This is a genomic window from Paucibacter sp. Y2R2-4 (assembly GCF_025717535.1).
GTDB lineage: Bacteria > Pseudomonadota > Gammaproteobacteria > Burkholderiales > Burkholderiaceae_C > Paucibacter_A.
In genome coordinates this window covers 212,716-234,644 of the sequence record NZ_JAJIRO010000001.1, presented here as the reverse complement: position 1 = coordinate 234,644, position 21,929 = coordinate 212,716, and the positions used below count along the sequence as shown (strand labels likewise).

At 61.5% G+C, this 21,929-nt stretch carries 20 protein-coding genes; 14 read left to right on the top strand and 6 right to left on the bottom strand.

What is annotated here, in order from left to right:
- Window positions 1–15 precede the first annotated feature (15 nt).
- The 10 genes from cheB to LNV06_RS00880 all read left to right on the top strand — a co-directional run bounded on the left by cheB (window position 16) and on the right by LNV06_RS00880 (window position 10,046).
- The gene (gene cheB / locus LNV06_RS00925; protein ID WP_263536369.1) at window positions 16–1,146 is read left to right on the top strand and encodes a chemotaxis-specific protein-glutamate methyltransferase CheB; all 1,131 of its coding nucleotides are present in this window, start codon (window positions 16–18) and stop codon (window positions 1,144–1,146) included.
- 87 nt (window positions 1,147–1,233) lie between these two features.
- Entirely contained in the window at window positions 1,234–1,782 is a 549-nt protein-coding gene (locus tag LNV06_RS00920) for a HEAT repeat domain-containing protein (protein ID WP_263536368.1), read from the top strand.
- Between the two features lie 7 nt (window positions 1,783–1,789).
- A complete protein-coding gene (locus tag LNV06_RS00915; RefSeq protein WP_263536367.1) occupies window positions 1,790–2,635 on the top strand; it encodes a CheR family methyltransferase in 846 nt (281 codons plus the stop codon).
- Window positions 2,632–3,000, top strand: coding sequence for a response regulator (locus LNV06_RS00910; protein WP_263536366.1), 369 nt, complete (start codon window positions 2,632–2,634; stop codon window positions 2,998–3,000). Before LNV06_RS00915 ends, LNV06_RS00910 begins: the two co-directional genes overlap by 4 nt.
- The gene (locus LNV06_RS00905) at window positions 2,997–5,645 is read left to right on the top strand and encodes a chemotaxis protein CheA (RefSeq protein WP_263536365.1); all 2,649 of its coding nucleotides are present in this window, start codon (window positions 2,997–2,999) and stop codon (window positions 5,643–5,645) included. The genes LNV06_RS00910 and LNV06_RS00905 overlap by 4 nt, the downstream gene beginning before the upstream one ends.
- Complete coding sequence (locus tag LNV06_RS00900; protein WP_263536364.1) at window positions 5,645–5,896, top strand: hypothetical protein; 252 nt, start codon at window positions 5,645–5,647, stop codon at window positions 5,894–5,896. Before LNV06_RS00905 ends, LNV06_RS00900 begins: the two co-directional genes overlap by 1 nt.
- A 2-nt stretch (window positions 5,897–5,898) precedes the next feature.
- A complete protein-coding gene (locus LNV06_RS00895) occupies window positions 5,899–6,273 on the top strand; it encodes a response regulator (RefSeq protein WP_263536363.1) in 375 nt (124 codons plus the stop codon).
- Window positions 6,274–6,309: 36 nt separating this feature from the next.
- Window positions 6,310–7,557: a methyl-accepting chemotaxis protein gene (locus LNV06_RS22515; protein ID WP_318013400.1), complete on the top strand. Its 1,248-nt coding sequence runs from the start codon at window positions 6,310–6,312 to the stop codon at window positions 7,555–7,557.
- An 86-nt stretch (window positions 7,558–7,643) separates the two neighbouring features.
- The gene (locus LNV06_RS00885) at window positions 7,644–8,354 is read left to right on the top strand and encodes a ParA family protein (protein WP_263536362.1); all 711 of its coding nucleotides are present in this window, start codon (window positions 7,644–7,646) and stop codon (window positions 8,352–8,354) included.
- Between the two features lie 699 nt (window positions 8,355–9,053).
- The gene (locus tag LNV06_RS00880) at window positions 9,054–10,046 is read left to right on the top strand and encodes a PEP-CTERM sorting domain-containing protein (RefSeq protein WP_263536361.1); all 993 of its coding nucleotides are present in this window, start codon (window positions 9,054–9,056) and stop codon (window positions 10,044–10,046) included.
- A 626-nt stretch (window positions 10,047–10,672) separates the two neighbouring features.
- Here LNV06_RS00880 and LNV06_RS00875 read toward each other — a convergent pair.
- Together LNV06_RS00875 and LNV06_RS00870 are read right to left on the bottom strand one after the other, a co-directional pair.
- The gene (locus LNV06_RS00875) at window positions 10,673–11,785 is read right to left on the bottom strand and encodes an oxidoreductase (protein WP_263536360.1); all 1,113 of its coding nucleotides are present in this window, start codon (window positions 11,783–11,785) and stop codon (window positions 10,673–10,675) included.
- 1 nt (window position 11,786) lies between these two features.
- Window positions 11,787–12,182: a RidA family protein gene (locus LNV06_RS00870; RefSeq protein WP_263536359.1), complete on the bottom strand. Its 396-nt coding sequence runs from the start codon at window positions 12,180–12,182 to the stop codon at window positions 11,787–11,789.
- Window positions 12,183–12,334: 152 nt separating this feature from the next.
- Between LNV06_RS00870 and LNV06_RS00865 the strand changes: the two genes are divergently transcribed.
- Both LNV06_RS00865 and LNV06_RS00860 read left to right on the top strand, forming a co-directional pair.
- The gene (locus LNV06_RS00865; RefSeq protein ID WP_263536358.1) at window positions 12,335–13,252 is read left to right on the top strand and encodes a LysR substrate-binding domain-containing protein; all 918 of its coding nucleotides are present in this window, start codon (window positions 12,335–12,337) and stop codon (window positions 13,250–13,252) included.
- A gap of 58 nt (window positions 13,253–13,310) precedes the next feature.
- Window positions 13,311–13,934 carry a DUF998 domain-containing protein gene (locus LNV06_RS00860; RefSeq protein WP_318013399.1) on the top strand — a complete coding sequence of 208 codons (624 nt, stop codon included), beginning with the start codon at window positions 13,311–13,313 and terminating at the stop codon, window positions 13,932–13,934.
- Between the two features lie 881 nt (window positions 13,935–14,815).
- Here LNV06_RS00860 and LNV06_RS00855 read toward each other — a convergent pair.
- Window positions 14,816–15,205 carry a RidA family protein gene (locus tag LNV06_RS00855; RefSeq protein WP_263536356.1) on the bottom strand — a complete coding sequence of 130 codons (390 nt, stop codon included), beginning with the start codon at window positions 15,203–15,205 and terminating at the stop codon, window positions 14,816–14,818.
- A 70-nt stretch (window positions 15,206–15,275) separates the two neighbouring features.
- Between LNV06_RS00855 and LNV06_RS00850 the strand changes: the two genes are divergently transcribed.
- Window positions 15,276–15,971 carry an ArsR/SmtB family transcription factor gene (locus LNV06_RS00850; protein WP_263536355.1) on the top strand — a complete coding sequence of 232 codons (696 nt, stop codon included), beginning with the start codon at window positions 15,276–15,278 and terminating at the stop codon, window positions 15,969–15,971.
- Window positions 15,972–16,389: 418 nt separating this feature from the next.
- On the opposite strand, the gene LNV06_RS00845 is transcribed toward LNV06_RS00850, so the two are convergent.
- From LNV06_RS00845 to LNV06_RS00835, 3 genes are read right to left on the bottom strand one after another with little or no spacing between them, the layout of a single operon-like run.
- Window positions 16,390–17,847 carry an efflux transporter outer membrane subunit gene (locus LNV06_RS00845; protein WP_263536354.1) on the bottom strand — a complete coding sequence of 486 codons (1,458 nt, stop codon included), beginning with the start codon at window positions 17,845–17,847 and terminating at the stop codon, window positions 16,390–16,392.
- Between the two features lie 31 nt (window positions 17,848–17,878).
- Window positions 17,879–19,486, bottom strand: a complete 1,608-nt coding sequence (locus tag LNV06_RS00840) for a DHA2 family efflux MFS transporter permease subunit (protein ID WP_263536353.1) — start codon at window positions 19,484–19,486, stop codon at window positions 17,879–17,881.
- A gap of 31 nt (window positions 19,487–19,517) precedes the next feature.
- Window positions 19,518–20,639 (bottom strand): HlyD family secretion protein, encoded by a 1,122-nt coding sequence (locus tag LNV06_RS00835; protein WP_263536352.1) that lies wholly within the window; start codon window positions 20,637–20,639, stop codon window positions 19,518–19,520.
- Window positions 20,640–20,752: 113 nt separating this feature from the next.
- Here LNV06_RS00835 and LNV06_RS00830 point away from each other — a divergent pair, with 113 nt between their 5' ends.
- Window positions 20,753–21,478 carry a TetR/AcrR family transcriptional regulator gene (locus LNV06_RS00830; protein WP_263536351.1) on the top strand — a complete coding sequence of 242 codons (726 nt, stop codon included), beginning with the start codon at window positions 20,753–20,755 and terminating at the stop codon, window positions 21,476–21,478.
- The last annotated feature ends 451 nt before the right edge of the window (window positions 21,479–21,929 follow it).

The window sequence follows — 21,929 nt, the reverse complement described above, 5'->3', positions numbered from 1 at the left end:
GAAGAGCGCTGAACCATGATCAAGCTGCTCATCGTCGACGATTCGGCCTTGATGCGCCGGCAGCTGACCCAACTGTTCGAAGCGGAGGGTGACTATCTGATCCGCCAGGCCCGCAACGGCGCCGAGGCGGTCGATGAGTGCCGCCGCTTCGAGCCCGATGTGGTGACGCTGGATATCAATATGCCCGAGATGGACGGCATCACCGCGCTCTCACTGATCATGGCGGAGCGGCCGGTGCCGGTGGTGATGGTCTCTTCATTGACGGAGAAGGGCGCGCTCGCCACCTTTGAGGCGCTCAATCTAGGCGCGGTGGACTATGTGGCCAAGCCCGGTGGCACCATCTCGCTGACGCTGGATCAGGTGCGGGTGGACTTGTTGGCCAAGGTTCGTGCAGCGGCCAAGGCCAAGGTGGGGCGCTCGCGAGCCGCGCAGCCCATGCGCCCTAGCGCAGCTCGCACCAGCAGCGGGGGCACTGCCGTGGGCTTGGCTCAGCGCCTGCGCGAGGAGCGATTGGCCGCCAGTGAAGCCGCGGCTGCCGAAGCGGCTGAGGCGGGCCGCGGCAAGGCGGATGTTCAAGGTTTGCTCTTGATCGGCGTTTCCACAGGTGGGCCCCGCGCTCTTGAGGAAGTGCTGCCGAGTCTGCCGGCCAACTTCCCTTGGCCGGTCTTGGTGGCGCAGCACATGCCGGCCAGCTTCACTGCGCCCTTTGCAGCCCGGCTGGACGGCGTTTGCCCGCTTGCGGTGGTCGAGGTGAATCGTCCGATGAGCTTGCAGGCCGGCACCATCTATGTGGGCAAGGGCGGCGCCGATATGGTGGTGACCCGTCGCGACGGCCAACTCACGGCGCTGCCCAAACCGGAGTCGCGCGAGCATCTTTGGCACCCTTCGGTCGAGTTGTTGGCGCGCAGTGCCTTGGAGTGCGTGCCGGCTCGCCACATCGTCGGCGTGATGCTCACCGGCATGGGCTATGACGGTGCCGATGGCTTCACCGCCATCAAGCAGGGCGGCGGGCGAACCATTGCCGAGTCCGAGGACACGGCGGTGGTGTTTGGCATGCCGGCGGAATTGATTGAACGGGGTGGCGCCAGCCTGGTGCTGCCGCTGGGCCGTGTGGGCAGCCAGTTGCGCGCCTGGATTGCGCGCTGAACAGGAGCAGACATGGGCCTTGTCAAACGATCCCCCGATGAACGCGACGGTAGTTGCGAGCGCCGCGATGCGCGGGATTGCACGAGCTTGTCGCGACAATTGGCCGATGAGAACGCCGAAGCGCGGCGTTGGGCCGCTCGCGACTTGCTGAACTGCCCGAACTGCAGCACTGACCTCTTGCTTCGACTGAATGAGGAGTCAGATGGCTCGGTTCGCGAAGTCATCTTGACCACCTTGACCCGCGTCGGCGACGCCCTCGCGGTGGCGGGGCTCGTCACTTGCCTGCGCAGTGAGGACGTGGCGCTGCGCAATGAAGCCATTGAGGCCATGAAGCAATTGCCCGATGAGGTGGCGCCCATCATGCAAGACCTGCTGCATGACGAGAGCAGTGATATGCGCATCTTTGCGGTGAATATCTTGGAGTCCTTGCGCCACCCGCAGGTGGAGGCTTGGTTGTGCGAAGTGATCGCGCATGACGCGCATGTCAATGTCTGCGGCGCCGCGGTGGACCTGCTGTCGGAGCTGGGCTCGCCGGCCGCCTTGCAGCCCTTGTTGCAGCTTAAAGAACGTTTCCCGGATGACCCTTACATCCAGTTTGCCGCCGATCTGGCCATCACCCGTCTGAACGAAGACTGAGACCAAGATGGCCGAGCCGCACATCAGCGAAGAAGACTTCATGAAGTTTCGCGAGTTCTTCTATCGTAAAACCGGCATTCAGTTCGACGCCTCGAAACGCTACTTTGTGGACAAGCGATTGCTGGAGCGCATGGAACTCACTGGGCATGAGACCTTTCGCAGCTACTTCATCATGCTGCGCTTTCAGGCGTCGGGTGAAGAGTTGCAGGCCTTGACCAATGTGATGACGGTCAATGAAACCTATTTCTTCCGCGAGTCCTACCAGTTCGATTGCATGGTGAATTCGCTCTTGCCTGAGCTGGTCACGCGCAAGACGGATGGTGACCCTTTGCGGATTTGGGTGATCCCGTCCTCCTCGGGGGAAGAGCCTTATTCGATCGCGATCTATCTCTTGGAGCGCTGGCCCGGCATCAAGAATTACGACGTCGAGATCATTGCCTCAGACATTGACACGCGCATTCTGAGCCAAGCGCAGCAGGGCTTGTATTCGGCGCGTTCGGTGGCGCAATTGCCGAAGAACTATTTGCACAAGTACTTTTGCCGGGAGAGCGACAGCTTCCAGATCAGTGATGACTTGCGTGAGGCGGTGCAATTCACGCGGGTCAATCTCTCTGAACCGGCCGACACCCGGCCCTACAGAAACTTCGACCTGATCTTTTGCCGCAATTTGCTGATCTATTTCGACGATCTATCGCGCAAGTCGGCCGCTGAGACTTTCTACGACGCACTCAGACCCGGAGGCTTTCTGTGTCTGGGGCACTCAGAGTCGATGAGTCGAATCTCTTCGCTCTATAACGTGCGCAAGTTTCCCGAAGCCATCGTCTACCAAAAGCCTTTGGGAGTCAGACCATGAAACGAGTGCTGATCATTGATGATGCCGCCACAGTGCGGCTCTACCACCGCCTCATTCTTGAGGGCGCGGGCTATCAGACCGATGAGGCCATCAACGGCATCGAAGCCTTGGAGAAGGTCTTGCAGTCCAGCTTCGACCTCTTGCTGGTTGATGTGAACATGGCCAAGCTGGATGGGCACGGGTTTCTGCGCCAGCTGCGTCGTCTTGATGTGCCGCAGATGCCGGCCATCATGATCTCGACCGAAGCCTCGGAAGACGACCGGCGCTTGGCGCTCGAGTCCGGCGCCAATCTCTATCTCGTCAAGCCACTCAAACCGGATCAGTTGTTGGCCTCCGCGGCCATCCTCTTAGGGGAGGCCGAATGAACGAATTGCTGGAACAGTTTCTTGCCGAAGCCAAAGAGGCTTTGGAAGGGATTGCCGATCTGTTGATGCAGCTCGAATCCGCGCCCAGTGATGAATCGCTGATGGTGCAACTGTTCCGCTTGGTCCACACCTTGAAGGGCAATAGCGGCCTCTTCGAGTTGCCCGAAATGACCCGCGTCCTGCATGCCGGTGAAGACTTGATGGATGCCGTGCGCAACGGCCGCGTCAGCTACTCGCAAGTCTTGGCTGATCGTCTGCTGGAGGCCATGGACTTTGTCGGCTTGATCTGCAGCGACTTGGAGGCTGAGCGCCCCACCGATCCGAGTGCTGCGGCCGAAGCGAGCGAGCTGGCGCGTGGACTGCGCGCCTTGATCCCGGGCACTTCGAACCTTGCGGCTGGCGAAGCCTTGCCCTTGACTGAAGCCGCGGTAGATTGTGTCGATCCTGCGCAACTCTTGCGCGTCCCGGAGTTGCAGCGCCAGCAAGCCTGGCGTGAAGCACAGCAAGGCAAGCACTTGCTGTGGCTGCACTACCAGCCGGATGCGGAGTGCTTTTTCCAAGGCGCTGATCCGCTGCACCAAACGCGTCTGACGCCCGGCTTGCTCTGGGGCGGCATTTGCCCGCCAGCCACTTGGCCCAGCCTGGCCGCGCTGGATGCCTATCACTGCGTACTTGGCTTTGAGCTCTTGAGCAGCGCTAGCCAGGCGGAACTGGAGGAGCATTACCGCTACGTCATCGATCAGGTGCAAATTCAGCAGGTTCCGGCGCTCAGCTTGGTGCAGCCCAGCGGCGATCCGAACGGCGGCCCGGTCTACGAGGACTTTGTTGAAGAAGCCTTGGCCTTGATTGCGGCCGATGACGGGGCGGGTTTGCTGCGCACTGTCCGGGCCATGTTGGAGCTTTCCAATGAGGGCCTGTGGCTCTCGTCCGCACTGAGATGGCTGCTGGTCTTGCTCGAAACCCTGCCGGCCCAATCTGGCGAGGTTCGCGCTTTGCTACTTTCGCTGCAGACCTTGTCAACCCCGCAATGGCCGGAAGCTTCCAGGGCCACCTTACCGACTGGGGCTCCAGTGCCCTCAGTGCACCCTGTGCCCAAGGCAAGCGAAGCGCTGCCGACGCTGCGCGAGATGGCCTTGCGCGATGTACTGGCCTTTCAACGCGAAAGCCTGGCCGCCGAAGGACTGGCTTTCGAGCCCGGTCGGCTGCGCGCAGTTGCTGCGGCGCTCTTGAACTGTATGCAAGCCAGCGGCCGCGCGGTGGAGTCTGAGGCGCTCGATCAGGCTTTGAGTCAAGCCCTGCAGGCGCATTCGAGCCTGCCCCTATTGAGCTGGATGGATGCCTTGAACTCGAGTGCCTCCGACACCCGTCCCGCTGCCACCGACAGCACCGACGCAAGGCCCTTGGCTGCGCCCGATGGCGAGACGGCAGAGCTCGACCTGCGCATGAATCGCCGTGCCGATGACTCGCCGAACGCCAAGAGCTTGAAGGTCGATCAAGTCAAGATCGAGCGCTTGATGAACCTGATCGGCGAGATGGTGGTGGCAAAAAATGCCATGCCCTACCTGGCCAATCGCGCGGAAACGGTTTACCAGGTGCGCGAGCTGTCGCGCGAGATCAAGGCGCAGTACGCGGTCGTGAATCGCATCTCCGAGGAGATGCAAGACGCCATCATGCAGATTCGCATGATGCCGGTCTCCTTCGTCATGCAGCGCTTTCCCCGCTTGGTGCGCGACATCTCCCGGCGTTTGGGCAAGGAAGTGAATTTGGTGCTGGAGGGGCAAGACACCGCCGCCGACAAAAACATCATCGAGGCCTTGGGCGACCCCCTGGTGCACATCGTGCGCAACAGCCTGGACCACGGCTTGGAAACCACGGCGCAACGCTTGGCCTCGGGCAAGCCCGCCATTGGCACCTTGCGAATCACCGCCCGTCAAGAGTCCGACCGAGTCTTGATCGAGATCGTGGACGACGGCCAAGGCATCGACCCCGAGCGCATCAAGCGCAAGGCCTTGGAGCGTGGCCTGATCGAAGAGGCGCAGATGGAGCGGCTGAGTGAGCAAGAGGCCATCAACTTGGTCTTCGCTCCTGGCTTCTCGACCGCCGAAGTCGTATCCGACCTTTCCGGGCGCGGCGTCGGCATGGACGTGGTGCGCAGCGCGGTGCAAAGGGTCAACGGCAGCATCGATTTGAGCAGCGTCAAAGGGCAGGGAACCACCATCACGATCTCCTTGCCCCTGTCCATGGCCGTGAGCAATGTGATGACGGTGCGCTCCGATGGGCAAATGTTTGCCGCGCCCTTGGAAGCCGTGTTGGAAACGGTGAGGGTGCCGCGTACGGCGGTGCACGCCATCAAACAGAGTTTGACCACGGTGCTGCGGGGTCGCATTGTGCCCTTGCTGTCGCTGAACAAGTTGCTGGGCTTGGCCGCGCCGCCGCTGGCGAACGCCGACGACGAGTTGGCGGTGCTGGTGGTGCGGCATGGCGATTCGGTGGTGGGCCTCTTGGTGGACGAGTTCTGCGGCACCAGCGACATCATTCTCAAACCCTTGACCGGAGTCTTGAGCCATCTGCGCGCCTACAGCGGCTCGGCCTTGATGGGTGATGGCGCGGTCCTGATGGTCTTGAACGTGAAGGAGTTGTTCTGATGCCGATCGACTACCAAGAGGCCGGCCCGGTCTTTCGCGGTCAAGTGGGTGTTGAAGACGCCGAGACCTTGTTGGAGTGCTTGCAACAACGTCCCACGGCGATCGCTGATTTGTCCGAATGCGAACACCTGCATCCCGCCAATTTGCAAGTGCTGCTGGCCGCAAATATCTCGGTTCAAGCATGGCCAAGAGACGCCGGCCTCACGGCTTGGCTTCGCAGCGCTTTTGAGTTCCACTCACACGGAGAATGAAAATGGCCAAGACGATCCTGATCGTGGATGACTCCTCCACCATGACGATGAGCTTGAAATCAAGCCTGGAGATGAATGGGTTCTCGGTTCAGGCCGCATCTGACGGTGTCCAAGCATTGGAGAAGATCAAAGGCGGTTTCAAACCCGACCTGGTCATCACCGACATCAATATGCCCAATATGGGCGGCCTGGAGCTGATCAAACACATCAAGGCTTTGCCCGGCATGCGCTTCACGCCGATCTTGACCTTGACCACCGAGAGCGATTCCAGCAAGCGCGACGAAGGCAAGCGCCTGGGCGCCACCGGATGGTTGGTCAAGCCCGTCTCCAGCGCCGATCTGGTCAAGATCGTGAAGCAGGTTCTGCCTGGCGCTTGAAGAGATGATGCTGACTGACGCACGCTGGAGCCCGACATGAACAAGTCCGAAGGGCCGGGAAGTCCGCCTTTGAAGGCAGACCGCCGACTTCTTTCTGTGATCGCTGCCTTGCTCATCGCTGGCGCGATGGCTGGCGTGTCCTATGGGCTGCAATCAAAGCCCTTGTCCGGCATGGGTGCCGCCGCACTGTCGGCCGCGGTGAGCCTGGCGAGCCTGTTGCTCTGGCTCACGGCCGGCATGGTTTTCAAGAAAATGGGGACGCGCTGGGCCCCTCCGGAGCAAACCGAGGGCCCCATGCCGCGTGCCGCTGCGGTGGAAGAAGTTCGTCATGTCGAGCCCTACCTGAAGGTGATGGTGGAACAACTCTCCGGTGCGCTGACCGATGTAGAGCAGGGCGTTATTGCATTGATCACGCTCATCAACTCGGTGCACCAGGTATCAGAAGCGCAGGTCGATCGCATCGAAGCGTCTCGCGACAACGGCGAGGAACTCAGTCGCGTGATGGCCGAAAAAGCCTTGATCGATCAGCAACTCGGCGCCATCTTGGATCTTTTCTCTAACCGGCAAGAACAAGAGGTGTTGGCAAATATGAGCCGCATCAAGCGCCTGCATGAGGTCAAGGCACTCGCCCCCTTGGTGGATGTGATCGCGGTGGTTGCCCGGCAGACCAATCTGCTCAGCATCAACGCAGCCATCGAGGCCGCGCGCGCGGGCGAGTCCGGGCGAGGCTTTGCCGTGGTTGCAGCCGAAGTTCGCGCGCTGTCCAGGCGAACCGCCGAGGTGGCCGTTGAGATCGGCGAGCGCATCAATGCCGCGACCGAAGGGATCGACGCCGAATTGGCGAACGCTTCGCAAGGAGCCAAAGGCGGATCTTCGATAGAGACCATTCGAACCGTTCTGGCGGAGATCCATGAGATGCAAGAGCGTTTTGCATCCGCGACCTTAAGGCTGCGAATAATCATCGATGACGTGAAGCTGGGCCATGTGGACATCGTGTCCAAACTCTCCGAGGCGCTCGGGGCGATTCAGTTTCACGACGTCATGCGCCAACGCGTAGAGCCCGTGCAATCCGGGCTGCTTGAACTCAATGGCCATCTGCAACTATTGGCCGATCAATTGCTCGCCGGGCCTTGGGATCAGGCCAAGAATGCCACCATGCAACAACGCCTAGACGAACAGGTAGAGCGTTATGTGATGCAGAGCCAGGTCGAGACGCACAGGGCGGTGACGGGGCAGGCAAGTGTCGAGACGAGCCAAGAGCGGCCCAAGATCGAGCTGTTTTGAATGAGCCGTCTTGCATGAGCTTTCCACGCGCCCATTGCATCTCCATCTGCAACCGAAAAGGGGGCTCGGGCAAGAGCTCAACGGCCGTGAACTTGGCCGCCGAGATGGCGGCCGCGGGGAAGAGAGTGCTGCTCATCGACCTCGACACGCAAGGCCATTGCGCCATCGGCCTCGGTATTCAGCTGCCTCGCAAAGCGGCCACGGTTCACGGTTTCCTGGCGGGGAGTAACGGCTTGCGGGAAGGGATTGTGGCGTCGCGCTGGGCAGGTCTGGACCTGCTACCGGCTGACCCTTTGGCCGACCATGGTGCGGCCTGGGGCGATGAGCGGCATCTCAGGCATGCACTCGAGGCGGAGGGACTGCTTGATGACTACGACGAGATATTGCTGGACAGCCCGCCGTCACTGGACGGACTGCTGCTGAATGCGCTGTGCGCGGCGGACCAGGTTTTGGTGCCTTTTGTGCCTCATTTTTTGTCGGCCGACGGCGTTAAACAGCTCGCCCGTGTGATCCTTCGAGTCGCCAGCCGTGGCCTCAATGAGCGCCTGCGCATGCTGGGCTATGTGCCGGTGATGATGGATGCCCGAATCGGGCAACACCGCTGGGTCAACACCAGCTTGGCTCAACAGTTTGGAGCCGCGCGACTCTTGCCTGGCATCCGCAACGACATCCGGGTTGCTGAAGCAGCCTGTGCGAGAGTACTCACCGAAAAGCCGGGCGGCCGCCGACTATCAAGTGCTGGCCGCAACGATAGAGACCAGGAGACTTTCTTATCAATGCGCGGCGGTCTGACATGAAATCCGCGGGCCAGCCATCGATATGTGATTTTACATAATACACATTGTCGACTAAATTGACGCTTTTGGCTTTGTTGCGTTTGATTTAGAACCATGCACTTTAGGAATACGGCCACCGCAGCCTGGCGGAAGAGTTTGACCAAATTGAACTGCCCGAAGAATAAAACCTCATGCTTGCCGCAAGCAAGGCGGCAACCGGCGCCGAATGACTGCAACCGCTGCGCTACTGACCCCCACCTTCGGCATCGAATTTCGGCTCGGGGCATGGAGCTGCCTAACGGCTACTTGCCGCGGATTTGCTCCGCTTGATCTTCTCGGCCAGCTCGTAGGCTCACCGGAAAGGTGCAATTCGGTTCGTGCAAAGTGGCCGGCCAAGGGCTGCTTCCAGGCGTAACGTCGAATTCAGACTTCCGGTCATAAGCGGTCGTCGGCGACAGTCCTCTATCGGATCGTCGAACGAGGCTCGTTCCTGATGACGTTCTTCAGCCTGTGACGGGAAATAACCTAGTCCGCCATTGTGTGACACATGCTTTGACGCCCCTCGCGTCTTGAACTCCATCAATATTGATGATTCAGCTCGGCAAGCTCACTTCTAGACTCCGCGCAACTTCACGCCGCCCGGCTTTGGATTGACATGCCTCTGCGACTTGGCCCAGTGAGCGTCCACCCAAGACGTGCCCCCGCACTTTTGCTCGCGTTGTGCGCGATCTGAACTTTTTGACTCCATCCGATCTTTTCGACATCGAGGCCACTATGCGCAAACTTTGCCCCCACTCGGCCCCCCGGTTGCTAGCCCCGTTGCTACTCCTGGCCCACATCAGTGCCAGTGCGGCAGTGCCAGAAAGTGGCAGCGTCAACCAGATCCTTCGATCACCGGGCTTCGCGGATGGCAGCACTGAGCTCTTGCGCTTTGCAGGGTCCAAGGCCTCTAACCTAAATCTCGCCCCCATCCAGTTGTCCAACGGAATTTCACTCACATCCAGCGTCAGTGTGGATGAACCGAACGCCCAGTTGCGTACCTACCTCGACTACAGCCTTCCGACATCCTTGCCAGGCACCCCCTACCTCCAGGCCTTTGGTTCTTTAGGCGCCTATTCGGTGTTTCATGGCCCGTCTGCCTCATCCACCGAGGCTGTGCCCATCACTTTCGAACTGAACTTTCATGGCAAGTTCTCCAGTTTTCTCCCCGGCAACGCTAGCCTCAATCTAGCCGGGGGTGTTTCTCTTGACATCAGAAATTCGTTCGATGGCGACTCTCTGGAACGCGATACCGTCGTGCTTTCCTTTCTGCAGACCTCAGGTCAAGTCCAGGTCCTCCAAACCACAGACCAAGAACTCAACAACGGCCCGGTAAATCACAGTTTTGCCGGGGCTCATGTGAACCCTCTCAGCAATTCGCCGGACAACATCCTTGGCACCGTCAGCCTGACTACCCTCGTCAAGCCTGGCCAATGGATCATTCTCCAAAACGGCCTGTTGTCTGCTGCTATTGCGTCCAGTCAATCTGGCGGCACTATCGATGCCCTCAACACCGCTTCAGCCAAGGTCTACGTGCCCAGTGGCTATTCCTTTGATACGACTGCTGAGTCTTTGTTTTCGCATGCCGTCGTTGCCGTCCCTGAGCCACAGAGCTATTTGCTTTTCGGCATTGGCTTTGGTCTTCTTGCCTTTTATCGCCGACGCATAACCTAGCACCTCGGCGGATTCAATGTGCGATATCGAAGTCATTACGGTCATAAAGCCTTGCTGGCAACAGATCGACCAATCAAAGCGTGTTGAATGGCTGGTGCTCGATCCGCCGAACTCGCGGAATCGACCCACTGCCGACTTCCGGGCTGGTGAATTGGCCGCCCAAGAGCCGACGGTCATCTCGCGTGCAACAAGGGCGTCACCGGCGTGCATGCGAGTTTTTTTGCTGCAGCATGTCATAGACATCGCGCCCCAGCCCGTCTACACGCCGGCATGAGGTCAGTGGCTGAGCTGCACGCGCAGCATCGACGGATTTCTTGCGCGATTCATGCTGGCCGCCCCCCGGCATCCGCCCTGCCGCCCTCGCTGGCCAGCATTCGGGCACCTTCCCATTCATTGCGCGCAGCCTGTGCCGACAAAAGCACGGCTGCTCCAGTCCGCGCCGCAGTCACAAGGCCAAGCTTCACCCCAGTCTGGCCTAAAAGTGGTGAGGCCAGAGACCGACGGCATTGGATTGCTAAAGTCCGCAGCATTGGAGCGTGGCGGCTTGCAGACCGCGCAGCAACATGCCTGCCAACCCCTTGGACCGACAAGCGCTGGCCCCGACTTCTCGTGGAATACCAGCGGTGTCACGCCACTCCGTGCGGTACGCCTCGCAGGCGGTCTGCGTTCGCCAGGTCGGCGACGGGCGAGAGCAACGCTCGATCAAAGGCCTCTAGGACTTGACCGTCGCGAAGGCGATGTGGCCAGTTGGCATGGGTGAGCGCCCCTCGCCCTAGCGAAACCAGGTCCGCTTCGCCACGCGCGATCATCCCCACGGCCTGGACGGGTGAATGCAAGGAGCCGTTCGCTATCACTGGCACGGTCCCGTGATGCCGCGCGAGCGCCGCAAGACTGGGGCCTTCTCCGAATGCCGACTGCCATGCCTCGAACTCGGTCGTGTGCAGGTAGTCGAGTGGCGCTGCCGACAAAGTCTGGAAAATCGCTGCCGCCTCAACTTCACCTCCACCCCACTTGTGCGTGAAGTCGTTGACCTTGCCCAGCGACACCCGGTAGCCGATCGTGAAGTCGGACCCAACTGCTTGACGCACAGCCAGGATCGTCTCCACGCAAATACGCAAACGACGCTCCAGCGAACCGCCGTAGCCGTCGGTGCGTTGGTTGGTGTAGTCGGTCAGGAACTGATCGAGCAGGTAGCCGTTTGCGCCATGGATTTCCACGCCATCGAAACCTGCCTCCTTCGCACGGACCGCCGAGCTCGCGAATCCGCCAACCACCTCGTCCAGCTCGGCGAGCGACAACTCGGCAGGCAGCCGGTAGAGGCCTTCCCCGCGGTAGATGCTCATCTGCACGCCTCGCGGCTGTACCGCCGAAGGACCCTTGGAGATTGGCCTATGGCGGTTGCCCTGCGAGATGGCGCCAGCGTGCATAAGCTGGGCGACGATACGCCCGCCGCTCGCATGTACGCGCTCCACGACCGGCCGCCATGCCTCGCCCTGGATGTCGTCGGCAAGCCCAGGCTGGAAAAGGTAGCCCTGTGCATACGCCCTGTCGGTGTAGACGCCCTCGGTGATGACCAAGCCGAATCCACCGGCGGCGAAGTCGCCGTAGTAGTCCGCCATCCGGGTTGTGGCCAGTCCGTCGGCCGTGGCGCTGACCCGCGTCATGGGCGCGACGGCCAGACGGTTCGTCAGTCGCAGCTGACCAAGCGCGGCCGGGTCGAGAAGAGTCGACACGCTCATGTCAGCGGCCCGCGGGATTCGGAACAAGGGCAATCGCCTCGATTTCGATCATCGCCTCTGGTGTGTAGAGGGCACTGATCTCGGCGATGGTGTCGGCGGGGTATGGAGCAACGAAGAACTCGCGCCGCAGCGTCACGACATCGTCGAAGTGGCCCATATCGGTCACGAAGATGGTGACCTTGACAACATCCTTCAGACTGGCGCCACCTGCCGCAAGGGCTCGATGCAGGTTCGCGAACGCCTGGCGTCCCTGGGCTAGGAAGCCGCCCGGGACGATCTGGCCGTTCTCGCCGGCGCCGGCTTGACCCGAGATGAACAACCAACTATTGGCCTTGATGCCCTGCGACAGCAGGAATGGCTCATAGGGGTCCGGATGGGTAATGACACGCTCGATCATGATGAGTACCTTTCATTTGTTGACCCGCCCTAGGCAGCGGTTGGAAGAGAAGATACTCATTGAAACTTCAGGCGACAAAGGTTCAATTGTCAGTTGTCAGATGACTTAAACTCATTCATATGATGTGCCGATTCATCGGCCTGTGTGTATCCATGCATCGACGAGCCTTACAACTTTCAGCACTTCGTGCGTTCGAGGCAGCAGCCCGCCTAGGCAGCTTCAAAGCCGCAGCTGAGGAACTCGCGGTTACGCCTACGGCTGTCAGTCACCAGATACGTGCGCTTGAGCAGCAGCTTGGGGAGGCGCTCTTCAACCGGCAGGTTCGACGCGTCGCGCTGACCGAGGCGGGCGCACATCTGTATCCGGTGCTGAGAGATGGTTTCGATGCCTTCCAGGCGGCATTGGAACGGCTTACGAAGGCTCGCCAGAGGCCGCAGGTGGTCATCTCGGCGACCAACGCCTTCACCGCGAAATGGCTCTTGCCCAGGATGGGCTCCTTCCGCAGCGAGTTGGGGGGAATCGACCTGCAGCTACTGGCATCGGACGAGACGGTCGACTTGCGCTCTACTGCGGTCGACATCGGCATCCGCTACGGCCGCGGCCCCTATCCAGACCTCACCGTCGAGCCGCTCTTCAATGACCGGTTCGCACCCGTGGCAAACCCGCGCCTGGGCGTTCGCACGGTCGAGGACCTGGCTCGGTGGCCGTTGATCTACTTCGCCTGGCGGCGGTCCCACCCGCAAAATCCCACCTGGAAACGCTGGTTCGCTGAAGCGCAACTGACGGAAGGATCTCCAGCTGGCGAACTGCGGTTTTCGGACGAAGGCCACGCCATCCAGGCAGCGGTCGCTGGAGAGGGAGTCGCCCTGGTCAGCCAGGCCTTGGTCGCAGAGGAACTGGCGGCAGGTCGACTTCATCAGCCATTCGGGCCCAGCATCGCCGGCCACGCATACCACTTGGCCGTCAGCAGTGAACGTGCGCTGTCACCCGGCGCGCACGCTGTCATGGCTTGGCTGAGGACGCAGGCCAAAGGGAGCTGCGACGTCCTAGATGAGTTTTCCAGCACGTAGCCCGTGACCGCGACGGATCGGCAGCGACTGTTCGCGAATCGCTGATCCTACCGCTCATATGGAAAGCCGCTGGCAAGGTCGAGGTGGATGCCGTGGAAGGCTGCTTCCAAAGTGGACCGGTCGACGGACGATGTTTGGGTCGAAGGCGCGCCGTGGATCGGCAGGGATCCAGATGATACGAAGACTAGTCGGGCTCTGTGCAATGGCCGTCCCTGTTTGGGTTGTCTGCGTGTACGTCGGGATGGCTAGCCTTCGACCAGATTTTTGGCACATGAACATGTCGATAAGTGAGCTTGGTTCATGGGGTGCGCCTCATCTTTTGTCCTGGAATATCCTTGGCTACATCTTGCCAGGGCTAGTTATTGCATTCCTAGTTGCTAGTTTGAAGGCCGAGCGAAACGTATCCGGGCGAGCCTCTTTTCCATTCGTCGCGCACACGCTTTCTGGGCTGTTCCTCGCGCTGGCCGGAGTCTTTCCAGCCGACATGAACAACAAACCCTCCACAACAACTGTTGTTCACTCCGTAGGCTCATTTGGGTCCGGTGTCGCGTTCATAATTGCGGTAATCTGGCTGCCATGTCATTTCAGAAAATCCAGTAATTGGCAATGGCCATCAGCACCTTTGCTGACTATGGCTTGGGGCTTGGGGCTTGGTATTGAGCACGCCAATCCGGTCAACTGACTGTCCGGGCTTAGGTCAATGAATTAGCTTTGGAATCTACTTCGTCTGGATAGCACTTGTTGGCTATGGGCAGCACCGCAGTGCGGGTAAATATTTTGATGCGTAACAGGTTATTTGAGCAGACATCTCAACGGATGTTGGCTACAGCTCACAATTTCATTGTGGACCATCCGCGCCCAGGCGTTGCTCGCGGCACAACTTCGACGTTAGAGCTCACCAAGTCCCCTTCCTTGCATGATCCTTGCCCCATCAACTAAATGAACTTTAGAACTCTCTCTGTAGTTGCGTTAGCAATAGGAATGGGCCTGGCCACGTTGGTCCTTGCGTCATTCGCGTTTACATCGCTTTTGGATTGGTTTGCGACGCTTGCACCTCAAACGAAGCGGATGGTTCAACCTCTCTTGACTGTGTCAAGCGTGGTGATGATTCTGATCGGAGTTGTTCTTCGGCGTCGCGCTGAAGCTGGAGGTGACTGTGAGCTCTAACAATTAGCTCGAACTGACCACTTGTATGCTGCGCCCATCGTTGTTGACTGAGCTCGAACGTTAGACTTTAGATTGCCCCCTTGACTCCCCGGATACATTCCATCGCCTATCTTCCAGATAGGCGCGGACCGTCCGGAGGACTTAACATTCTGAGATCACTGAGTTGATACCCAATCCGTGTGGGTGAGTGTTTGCGATGTTGGATTTTGGTTCATCAGTGAAGTGAGATCGCGCTGTTTGCCCGCCTGTTTTTTGAATCCAGGTTTGCCCGAGGCCCGCATTTGAGAGCTCTTCAATACTGAATCGCCCCGGGTTTGACGAGTTCAGTTGGTGTAACTCAGGCCATTGTTCTTCGGCCTGAGTGGCGAGTTGCTCCTGCTAGGCCACCTCGCGTTTTCAGGTGTCGGCCTTCGCTGCAATTACCTCGATTTCCACCAGAAACCCCGGACGTACCAGAGCCGGAATCACCGCCAGCATCGAAGCTGGGCGTGCTGCGCCCATGATGCGCTTGCGCACTTTCGCGTATTCCGCGATGTCGGATTCACGTGTCAGATAGTGCGTGGTCTTTACCAGATCATCGAGCGTCATGCCCGCAGCTTCCAGCATCGAGACGATGTGCTGCCAGGCGAGTTCGGCCTGGGCGGCAACGCCTTCGGGCACGTGGCCATCCCGGCCCAAGCCGGGTGTGCCGGAGCTCATAAACCACCGGGCTTTGGCGGGGATTGCCACCGCGTCGCTGTAGTGGCCAATCTGGCTGGCCACTCCAATGTTGAGTTTCGAATTCATGATGACCTCCTGATGTGAGGTCTTAATTGTTGGAGGCCCCTACACTTGACGCTTCACCTCAGGATGAAATATGGATGTCGCGCCGCAAATTCCCCGCGTGGCTATGCTGCTGGCCGATCCCGCCCGTGCGGCGATGCTGTGGATCTTGATCGATGGCACCACACGCCCGGCTGGCGAACTGGCGTTCGCGGCCAATGTGTCGGCGCAGTCGGCGAGTGCCCATCTGGCCAAGCTGGTGGAGGGTGGGCTCTTGGTGGCCGAGGCATTGGGTCGCCACCGCTACTTCCGCATCGCCAGTGCCGAGGCAGCACATCTCGTCGAGAGCCTGGCCTCGTTCGCTGCAGCCAATCGCCCGCGCCCACCTCGCCCGCCTGCGCTGGTGCGCTCCATGTCTAGCCAGTTCCTGCATGCACGAACCTGTTATGACCACCTTGCCGGAGAGACCGCAGTGCAAGTGCTGCAAGCCATGCTGACGGCGCGCTGGTTGATTCCGGTCGGTACCGAGTTCGAGCCCACGCCGTTGGGCATGGAGCGTCTAACGGCGCTGGGCGTCGACCTGTGCCAAGACTGCTCTGGCCGGCGCGCGTTTGCGCGCGGTTGCGTGGACTTGACCCAGCGCCGCCCGCATCTGGCTGGCGCACTGGGCGCTGGCTTGTTGGCCTTGTATCTGCGCGAGGGTTGGGTGTTGCGTACGCCGCGTTCGCGCACGGTGAGCATCACGCCAAAGGGTCAAGTGGCGTTCGCCCGCATGCTCGATATGCAGTAAATGGTCCATCGGCAACGCAAAAGTTGCCGAGCATTCCTCGAGTTGGACTTAGGAAATTGGTCACATTAGGCCGGCTGCGTAGATACATTTAGCTAAGGCGAATAACCGACGGCTCAACCGGACCCGTAACGTCCTGCCGCCCGCAGGCCTCATTTCATTCTGGCCTTGCGGCCACTTGCCATCGCGGGCCGGTTAGCTTCAGCGCTTAGCCATGCACTAAAGCGCTTAACTGTGCCGGCTATCGCCGCACCGCGCTCACTAGGGATGGTGGCCAGAGGTCTGGCGACTACCGTGCTCCGGGCCAATCTGCTGCTCGATACCTGTGCCTTCGCGGTCAGCATGGAACCCCGCGGCGGTTGACCGCCGAGTCAGCCGACCGGGCCCATCGTGATGGCGGGCAGCATCTGAGGGCTCGCGCTCAGCGCGGCGCGGCTTGCGCCAACTTCGACTCGCCAGGCCAGCCACCGCCCAGCGAACGGGCCAAGTTCACTGCCGCGAGCAAACGCTGCGTGCGGATCTGAGCGGCGGCACGGTCGGCCGCTAGGTTGCTGCGCTGGGCATCGGTCACGTCTAGATAGCTTGATACGCCGCGTTCATAGCGCGCACGTGCCACTTCGTAGGCTCGTGCGGCAGCCGCTTGGGCCTGGGCCTGCGCGTCGGCCTGCAACTGACGCTGCTGGATATCGGACAGCGCATCCTCGACCTCGCGCAGCGCGGTCAAGAGCTTGCTCTGGTGGTTGGCCAGCGCCTGGTCATAGCGCGCCTGTGCGGCGGCCAGGTTGGCCTTGTTGCGGCCGCCGTCGAACAGCGGCAGGTTCAGCGCCAGCGGGCCAAAGCTGAATTGCTGCGAGCCGCCCTGCCCCAGTTCGCGCAGCTTCTCGGACGCGACGCCGTAGTTGCCGGTCAGGCTCAGCGAGGGATAGAAGGCGCTCTGCGCCACGCCGACCTGCGCATTGAGGGCACGCAGCGTGGCAACACTCGCAGCCAGGTCGGGCCGCTGCGACAAAAGCGTGGCTGGCAGGCCGGTGGGAATGGCAGGCGGCAGGGGTAGCGCTGCCGAGGCCGCAGCCAGAACCGGCTCGCTCGGCGAAGCCCCCACGAGCACGGCCAGGCCATGCTCTAGAGTCAGGCGCTGGCGCCGCGCGTCGTGCAGATCTGCCTCGGCATTGGCGCGTTCCAAGCGGGCCCTCGATAGATCCAGCTCGTTGGAGAGGCCACTGTCAAAGCGCGCTGTGACCAGCTGTTCGGTCTCGCGTCGGGTCTCGAGCGCGCGCTCGAGGATGGCGATGTCGGTGTCCAGGCCACGCAGCTGGAAGTAGCTGCCGACGACCTGGCTGGAGAGCATCAAGAGCACGCTGTCGCGATCGTCCTGGGCGACCAGCGCCTGCGCGTCAGCCGACTCGATGGCGCGGCGCACCCGACCCCACACATCCAGCTCGTAGGACAGCGACGCGCCAGCCGTAAAGTTGGTCCCTTCCACCGTGCGCCTCCCCAGCATGATGGCCTGCGAGGTGTTCTCGGAGCTGTGTGAGTAGGCCGCCGAGGTGCCCACTCCGAGCTTCAGCCCTTCATCCGAGCGCGCCAGGCCCAGCTGGGTGCGCGCTTCGACGAGGCGTTGAAAGCTGGTTTCAATGCTGGGGTTGTCGCGCAGCGCACGCTCCTCGAGCGCGTCGAGCGCTGGTTCGTTGAAGAGGGTCCACCACCTGGCAGGCATGCTGGCCTGCTCAGCAGTCGACGATGCATGGCGGTAGCTGGCGGCAGCTGGCTCGAACCTGGGTTCAGCGAAGTTGGGGCCGACACTGGCACAGCCACTAAGTACAGCAACTGCAGCCAGCGCCGCTGCAGCGATGGCGCTGCGAATCAAAGGCTTGTTCATTTTCTCTACCTCGATATTCATCGCTCGTCGGTCAGTGCGCACCGGCACCGCCTCCCGAAGGAGACTTGGTCTTGTCGGCAAACCACAGCACTGCAATGCAGGCAAACAGCACGGCGGCCATGATCATGAAGCCGTCGTTGTAGGCCATCACGTAGGACTCGCGGCGCACGATGCGGTCGATCACCGCGAGCGCCTGGTTGGCGGCTTGCGCCGGGTCGATGCCGGCGGCGATGAAACCTTGCGTGAGCTGATCGAGCCGCGCCTGCGTGGCATCGGACAGCGCCGTCACCGACTCGCCAATGCGTGCCGAATGGAAGTGCTGGCGGTTGGTCAGCATCGATGCCAGCATGGCAATACCGATCGAGCCGCCCAGGTTGCGTGTCATGTTGAACAGGCTGGAGGCCGACGGCGTGTCCTTGGGCGCGATGCCGGCCATCGCGAAGTTGGAGAGCGTCAGCATGATGAAGGGCTGGCCCAGGGCGCGCACCACCTGCGAAGCGAGTAGTTGGTCGTAGCCCACCGTGGCATCCATGTAGCCGTTCATCAGGCAGGAAACACCGAACAGGCCGAGGCCGATGGTGCACATGATGCGGTTGTCCACCTTGGACGACAGCGCCGCCGCAAACGGCATGATGAAGAGCTGCGGGAGGCCGGCCCACATGATCACCTCGCCGATCTGCATCGGCGTGTAGTTGGCGATCTGGCCCAGGTACAGCGGCAGTAGGAACGACGAGCCGTACAGCGCCATGCCGGTGACGGCAGCCAGCACGGCAGCCACGAAGAAGTTGCGGCGCAGGTACAGGCGCAAGTCCACAAACGGGTCGCGCCTGAGCATGCTGGTGGCCACCCAGCCCACCAGGCCCACGGCCGCCAGCGTGGCAAAGCCGCGGATGAAGCCGGAGTCGAACCAGTCCTTGGCATTGCCCTCTTCCAGGAAGATCGTGAGGCTGCCCAGGCCCAGCGCCATGAAGGCGATGCCCACCCAGTCGGCATTGGCCAGCAGCGACCAGTTCTTCTGGTCCTTGTCCAGGCCGTAAAGGATGCCGGCGATCAGGAGCACGCCGGGAATCCAGTTGATGTAGAAGATCGAAGGCCAGCCGTAGATTTGCGATAGGTAGCCGCCCAGCGTCGGTCCCATGGTCGGCGCCAGCGTGGCGGTGAGGCCGAACATGGCCATGCCGATGGCGCGCTTGGAGGGTGGCAGCTTGGCCATCACCAGCGTCATCGCCATCGGAATCAGCGCGCCACCGGTGAAGCCCTGCAGCATGCGGAACACAATCATGCTGGGCAGGTTCCAGGCCGCGCCGCAAAGCGTGGAGAAGATCAGGAACAGGGCTGTGGTCGCGACCATGTAGGCGCGCAGGCCGAACACTCGGGCCAGGAGGCCGGTCAGCGGGATGACGACGATCTCGGCGCACAGGTAGGCGGTGGAGATCCAGGAGCCCTCCTCCTGCGTGGCCGACAGCGTGCCGAGGATGTCCTTCAGCGATGAGTTGGTGATCTGGATGTCCAGCACCGCCATGAAGGCACCGAGCAGGCCGGCGGCCACGGCGAACCAGGTGCGCAGGTCGACACGCGCATCATGCGCGGCGAGCATCGGCGCCAGGGCGGCTGACGAAGAGGAAGAGGAGTTGGCCATGGCCGTCTTGTCTCGTGTGACGGGTGGCTTGTCAGTGCTTGGACTGGCGCAGGTCCACCTCGACCACGGCCGACATGCCCGGCACCAGGCGGCCGGCCAGGCGCTTCAGGTCGGCCTCTGCGAACGTGAGCTTGACCGGCACGCGCTGCACGATCTTGGTGAAGTTGCCGGTCGCGTTGTCGGCCGGCAGCAGGGCGAACTGATTGCCAGAGGCGGGAGAGAAGCTGTCCAGGCGGGCCTTGAGCTTCTCGCCGGGCAGCGCGTCGATGGTCACGTCCACTTCCTGGCCCGGCTTCAGGCCGGCCAGCTGGGTTTCCTTGAAGTTGGCCGTGACCCAGACCTGGTCTTCGACCAGGGCCGCCAGTTGCTGGCCCGGCTGCACGCGCGCACCGACCTCGACATTGCGCTTGCCCAGGCGGCCCGCCACCGGGGCGACGATGCGGTTGTAGGCCAGCTGCTGCTGGGCGTCCTTGGCCTGGGTCTGCAGCACCTTGATCTGGGCCTTGAGCACTTCGCGGGCCGACTGGGCGGCGCCGATCTGGGCCTGCGCTGCAACGGCTGCGTCCTTGCGGGCGGCCACATCAGCCAGCGTGCTGGCGCGGGCTGCCACGGCGGCATCGAGCTCGGACTTGGCCACGGCCTTCATCTGCGAGTTGTAGAGCTGGCCGTAACGTTCGGCGTCCTGACGGGCGCGCTGCGCCTGCGCTTCGGCCTGGGCCACCTGGGCCAGCGCTGCGCTGGCCGAAGCACGCACCTGCGCGGTCTGGGCATCGGCCTGCAGCACCTGCTGCTCGACCGAGGCAATCTGCGCCTGGATCTGCTCGAGCTTCACGCGCTGGTCGGCCGGGTCAAGCTCGGCGATGAGTTGGCCTTGCTGGACGGTCTGGTTGTCTTCCACCAGCACCTGGCTCACCACGCCGGCGATGCGCGCCGAGATCGGATGCACATGGCCAGCCAGATAGGCGTTTTCGGTCTCGACGAAATTCTGGCTGCGCCAGTACATGCGGCCGCCAAAGCTCAGGCCAGCGAGGGCCATCATCCCCAGCACGACAAAGGCGCGGGTCTTGCCAGGCGCCTTGGGCGCCGGCGTTGCTGCGGCGGGGGGAACGGCGTCAAGGGCGACCGGCTCGGTCTTGGGCGGGGTGCTTTGCATGGCGCGGACTCGGTGTAATGAAATGGAGCCTGCGCATTATTTGCGGCGACTTTGTAGTTGTCAAGAAATGAAATTGTTTCATTTCATTTGGCTCTGGATTAAGATTACGACCCATGCCGACCAAGCCTGCCCAGTCCTTGCCAGCCGTTCTGCCCTCAGCCGTCGCACCAGCAAGCAAACGGGCGGCCCGTTCAGCTGTCGTCAAGCATGCAGCCGTCTCCAAGAGCGCCGGCCGGCCGCGCGCCGCCGAGGTTGAAGCCCGGCTGGACGAGCTCAAGCACATCGCTGGTCAGCTCTTCCTCCACAAGGGCTACGGCAATGTCAGCCTAGAGATGATTGCGCGCGAGGCCCGCGTGGCCGTGCGCACGATCTATGTGAAGTTCGGCGGCAAGAGCGGCCTGCTGGCCGCCGTGCTGAAAGACAAGCGCCAGCGCTTCTTCGCAGACATGGACATGGAGAAGGATCCACGGCCCCTCAAGGAAGTGCTAAACGACTTCGCTGCCCGCTTTTACACCATGCTCACCACGCCTGCGGCCACCAGCATGCAGCGGATGCTGGCCGCCGAGGCCAACAGCAATCCGGAGCTGGTCGAGACCTTTTTTGCCGAGGGGCCGAACGTCTCCCGCGACGCCATCGCTCGCTTCCTGCACCGGCCCGATGTGCGAGCCCAACTGCGCGACGATCTGCCGTTCGAGCAACTGCCCGTCTACCTGATCAACTGCATCCTAGGCGATCAGATGTCACGCGTGCTGCTGAATCCGGACGACGGCACGCCTGAACACCGTGCCGCTGCCTTGGCCCAGCGCATGGAGCTTTTCTACCGCAGCGTGCTGCGCTGACCGGGCGTCATCAGCCGTCCTGCTGCATCCAGAAGTCGTCAATGTTCTTGCAGTTCCAGTAGGACGGCAGTTCGCGCCCGACGACGCGGTCGCCGTCGCCCGACAGGTCCAGTAGCTCCGCAGAAATGGGTATCAGCTACTTGGTCGAGAAGAACTCTTTGAACGTGGTTGCCTCGAGCTTGCTCTGGTGCTGGCCCACCACACCACGCTCTGCAGCCCGCCTGTTCGCGCTCGGAGTGAAGTGCGCCAGCTTGCTTCTCAAGCAGATCGTGCCCAAGTAGGACACAACCGCAGACTCCAGGAGTCCACCTTCTACCTGACCGGAAAACTTAAGGGATGCCTGCAGCGTATTCGGCAGCTCCAGTTCGCGAACCGGGGCTGCAGTCGATCTGGCAGGTCGATCAGGCAGGTCGATCTGCCAGGGCGACCGTGATAGCGCAGCTGGGGTGTC

Bases quoted from the DNA above. Each gene is read 5' to 3' on its own strand.
- LNV06_RS00845 (WP_263536354.1), bottom strand. From the start codon at position 17,847: ATGAACAAGCCTTTGATTCGCAGCGCCATCGCTGCAGCGGCGCTGGCT.
- LNV06_RS22515 (WP_318013400.1), top strand. From the start codon at position 6,310: ATGAACAAGTCCGAAGGGCCGGGAAGTCCGCCTTTGAAGGCAGACCGC.
- LNV06_RS00835 (WP_263536352.1), bottom strand. From the start codon at position 20,639: ATGCAAAGCACCCCGCCCAAGACCGAGCCGGTCGCCCTTGACGCCGTT.
- LNV06_RS00840 (WP_263536353.1), bottom strand. From the start codon at position 19,486: ATGGCCAACTCCTCTTCCTCTTCGTCAGCCGCCCTGGCGCCGATGCTC.
- LNV06_RS00850 (WP_263536355.1), top strand. From the start codon at position 15,276: ATGGATGTCGCGCCGCAAATTCCCCGCGTGGCTATGCTGCTGGCCGAT.
- LNV06_RS00855 (WP_263536356.1), bottom strand. From the start codon at position 15,205: ATGAATTCGAAACTCAACATTGGAGTGGCCAGCCAGATTGGCCACTAC.
- LNV06_RS00915 (WP_263536367.1), top strand. From the start codon at position 1,790: ATGGCCGAGCCGCACATCAGCGAAGAAGACTTCATGAAGTTTCGCGAG.
- LNV06_RS00865 (WP_263536358.1), top strand. From the start codon at position 12,335: ATGCATCGACGAGCCTTACAACTTTCAGCACTTCGTGCGTTCGAGGCA.
- LNV06_RS00860 (WP_318013399.1), top strand. From the start codon at position 13,311: ATGGAAAGCCGCTGGCAAGGTCGAGGTGGATGCCGTGGAAGGCTGCTT.
- LNV06_RS00830 (WP_263536351.1), top strand. From the start codon at position 20,753: ATGCCGACCAAGCCTGCCCAGTCCTTGCCAGCCGTTCTGCCCTCAGCC.
- LNV06_RS00900 (WP_263536364.1), top strand. From the start codon at position 5,645: ATGCCGATCGACTACCAAGAGGCCGGCCCGGTCTTTCGCGGTCAAGTG.
- LNV06_RS00875 (WP_263536360.1), bottom strand. From the start codon at position 11,785: ATGAGCGTGTCGACTCTTCTCGACCCGGCCGCGCTTGGTCAGCTGCGA.
- LNV06_RS00905 (WP_263536365.1), top strand. From the start codon at position 2,997: ATGAACGAATTGCTGGAACAGTTTCTTGCCGAAGCCAAAGAGGCTTTG.
- LNV06_RS00895 (WP_263536363.1), top strand. From the start codon at position 5,899: ATGGCCAAGACGATCCTGATCGTGGATGACTCCTCCACCATGACGATG.
- LNV06_RS00910 (WP_263536366.1), top strand. From the start codon at position 2,632: ATGAAACGAGTGCTGATCATTGATGATGCCGCCACAGTGCGGCTCTAC.
- cheB (WP_263536369.1), top strand. From the start codon at position 16: ATGATCAAGCTGCTCATCGTCGACGATTCGGCCTTGATGCGCCGGCAG.
- LNV06_RS00870 (WP_263536359.1), bottom strand. From the start codon at position 12,182: ATGATCGAGCGTGTCATTACCCATCCGGACCCCTATGAGCCATTCCTG.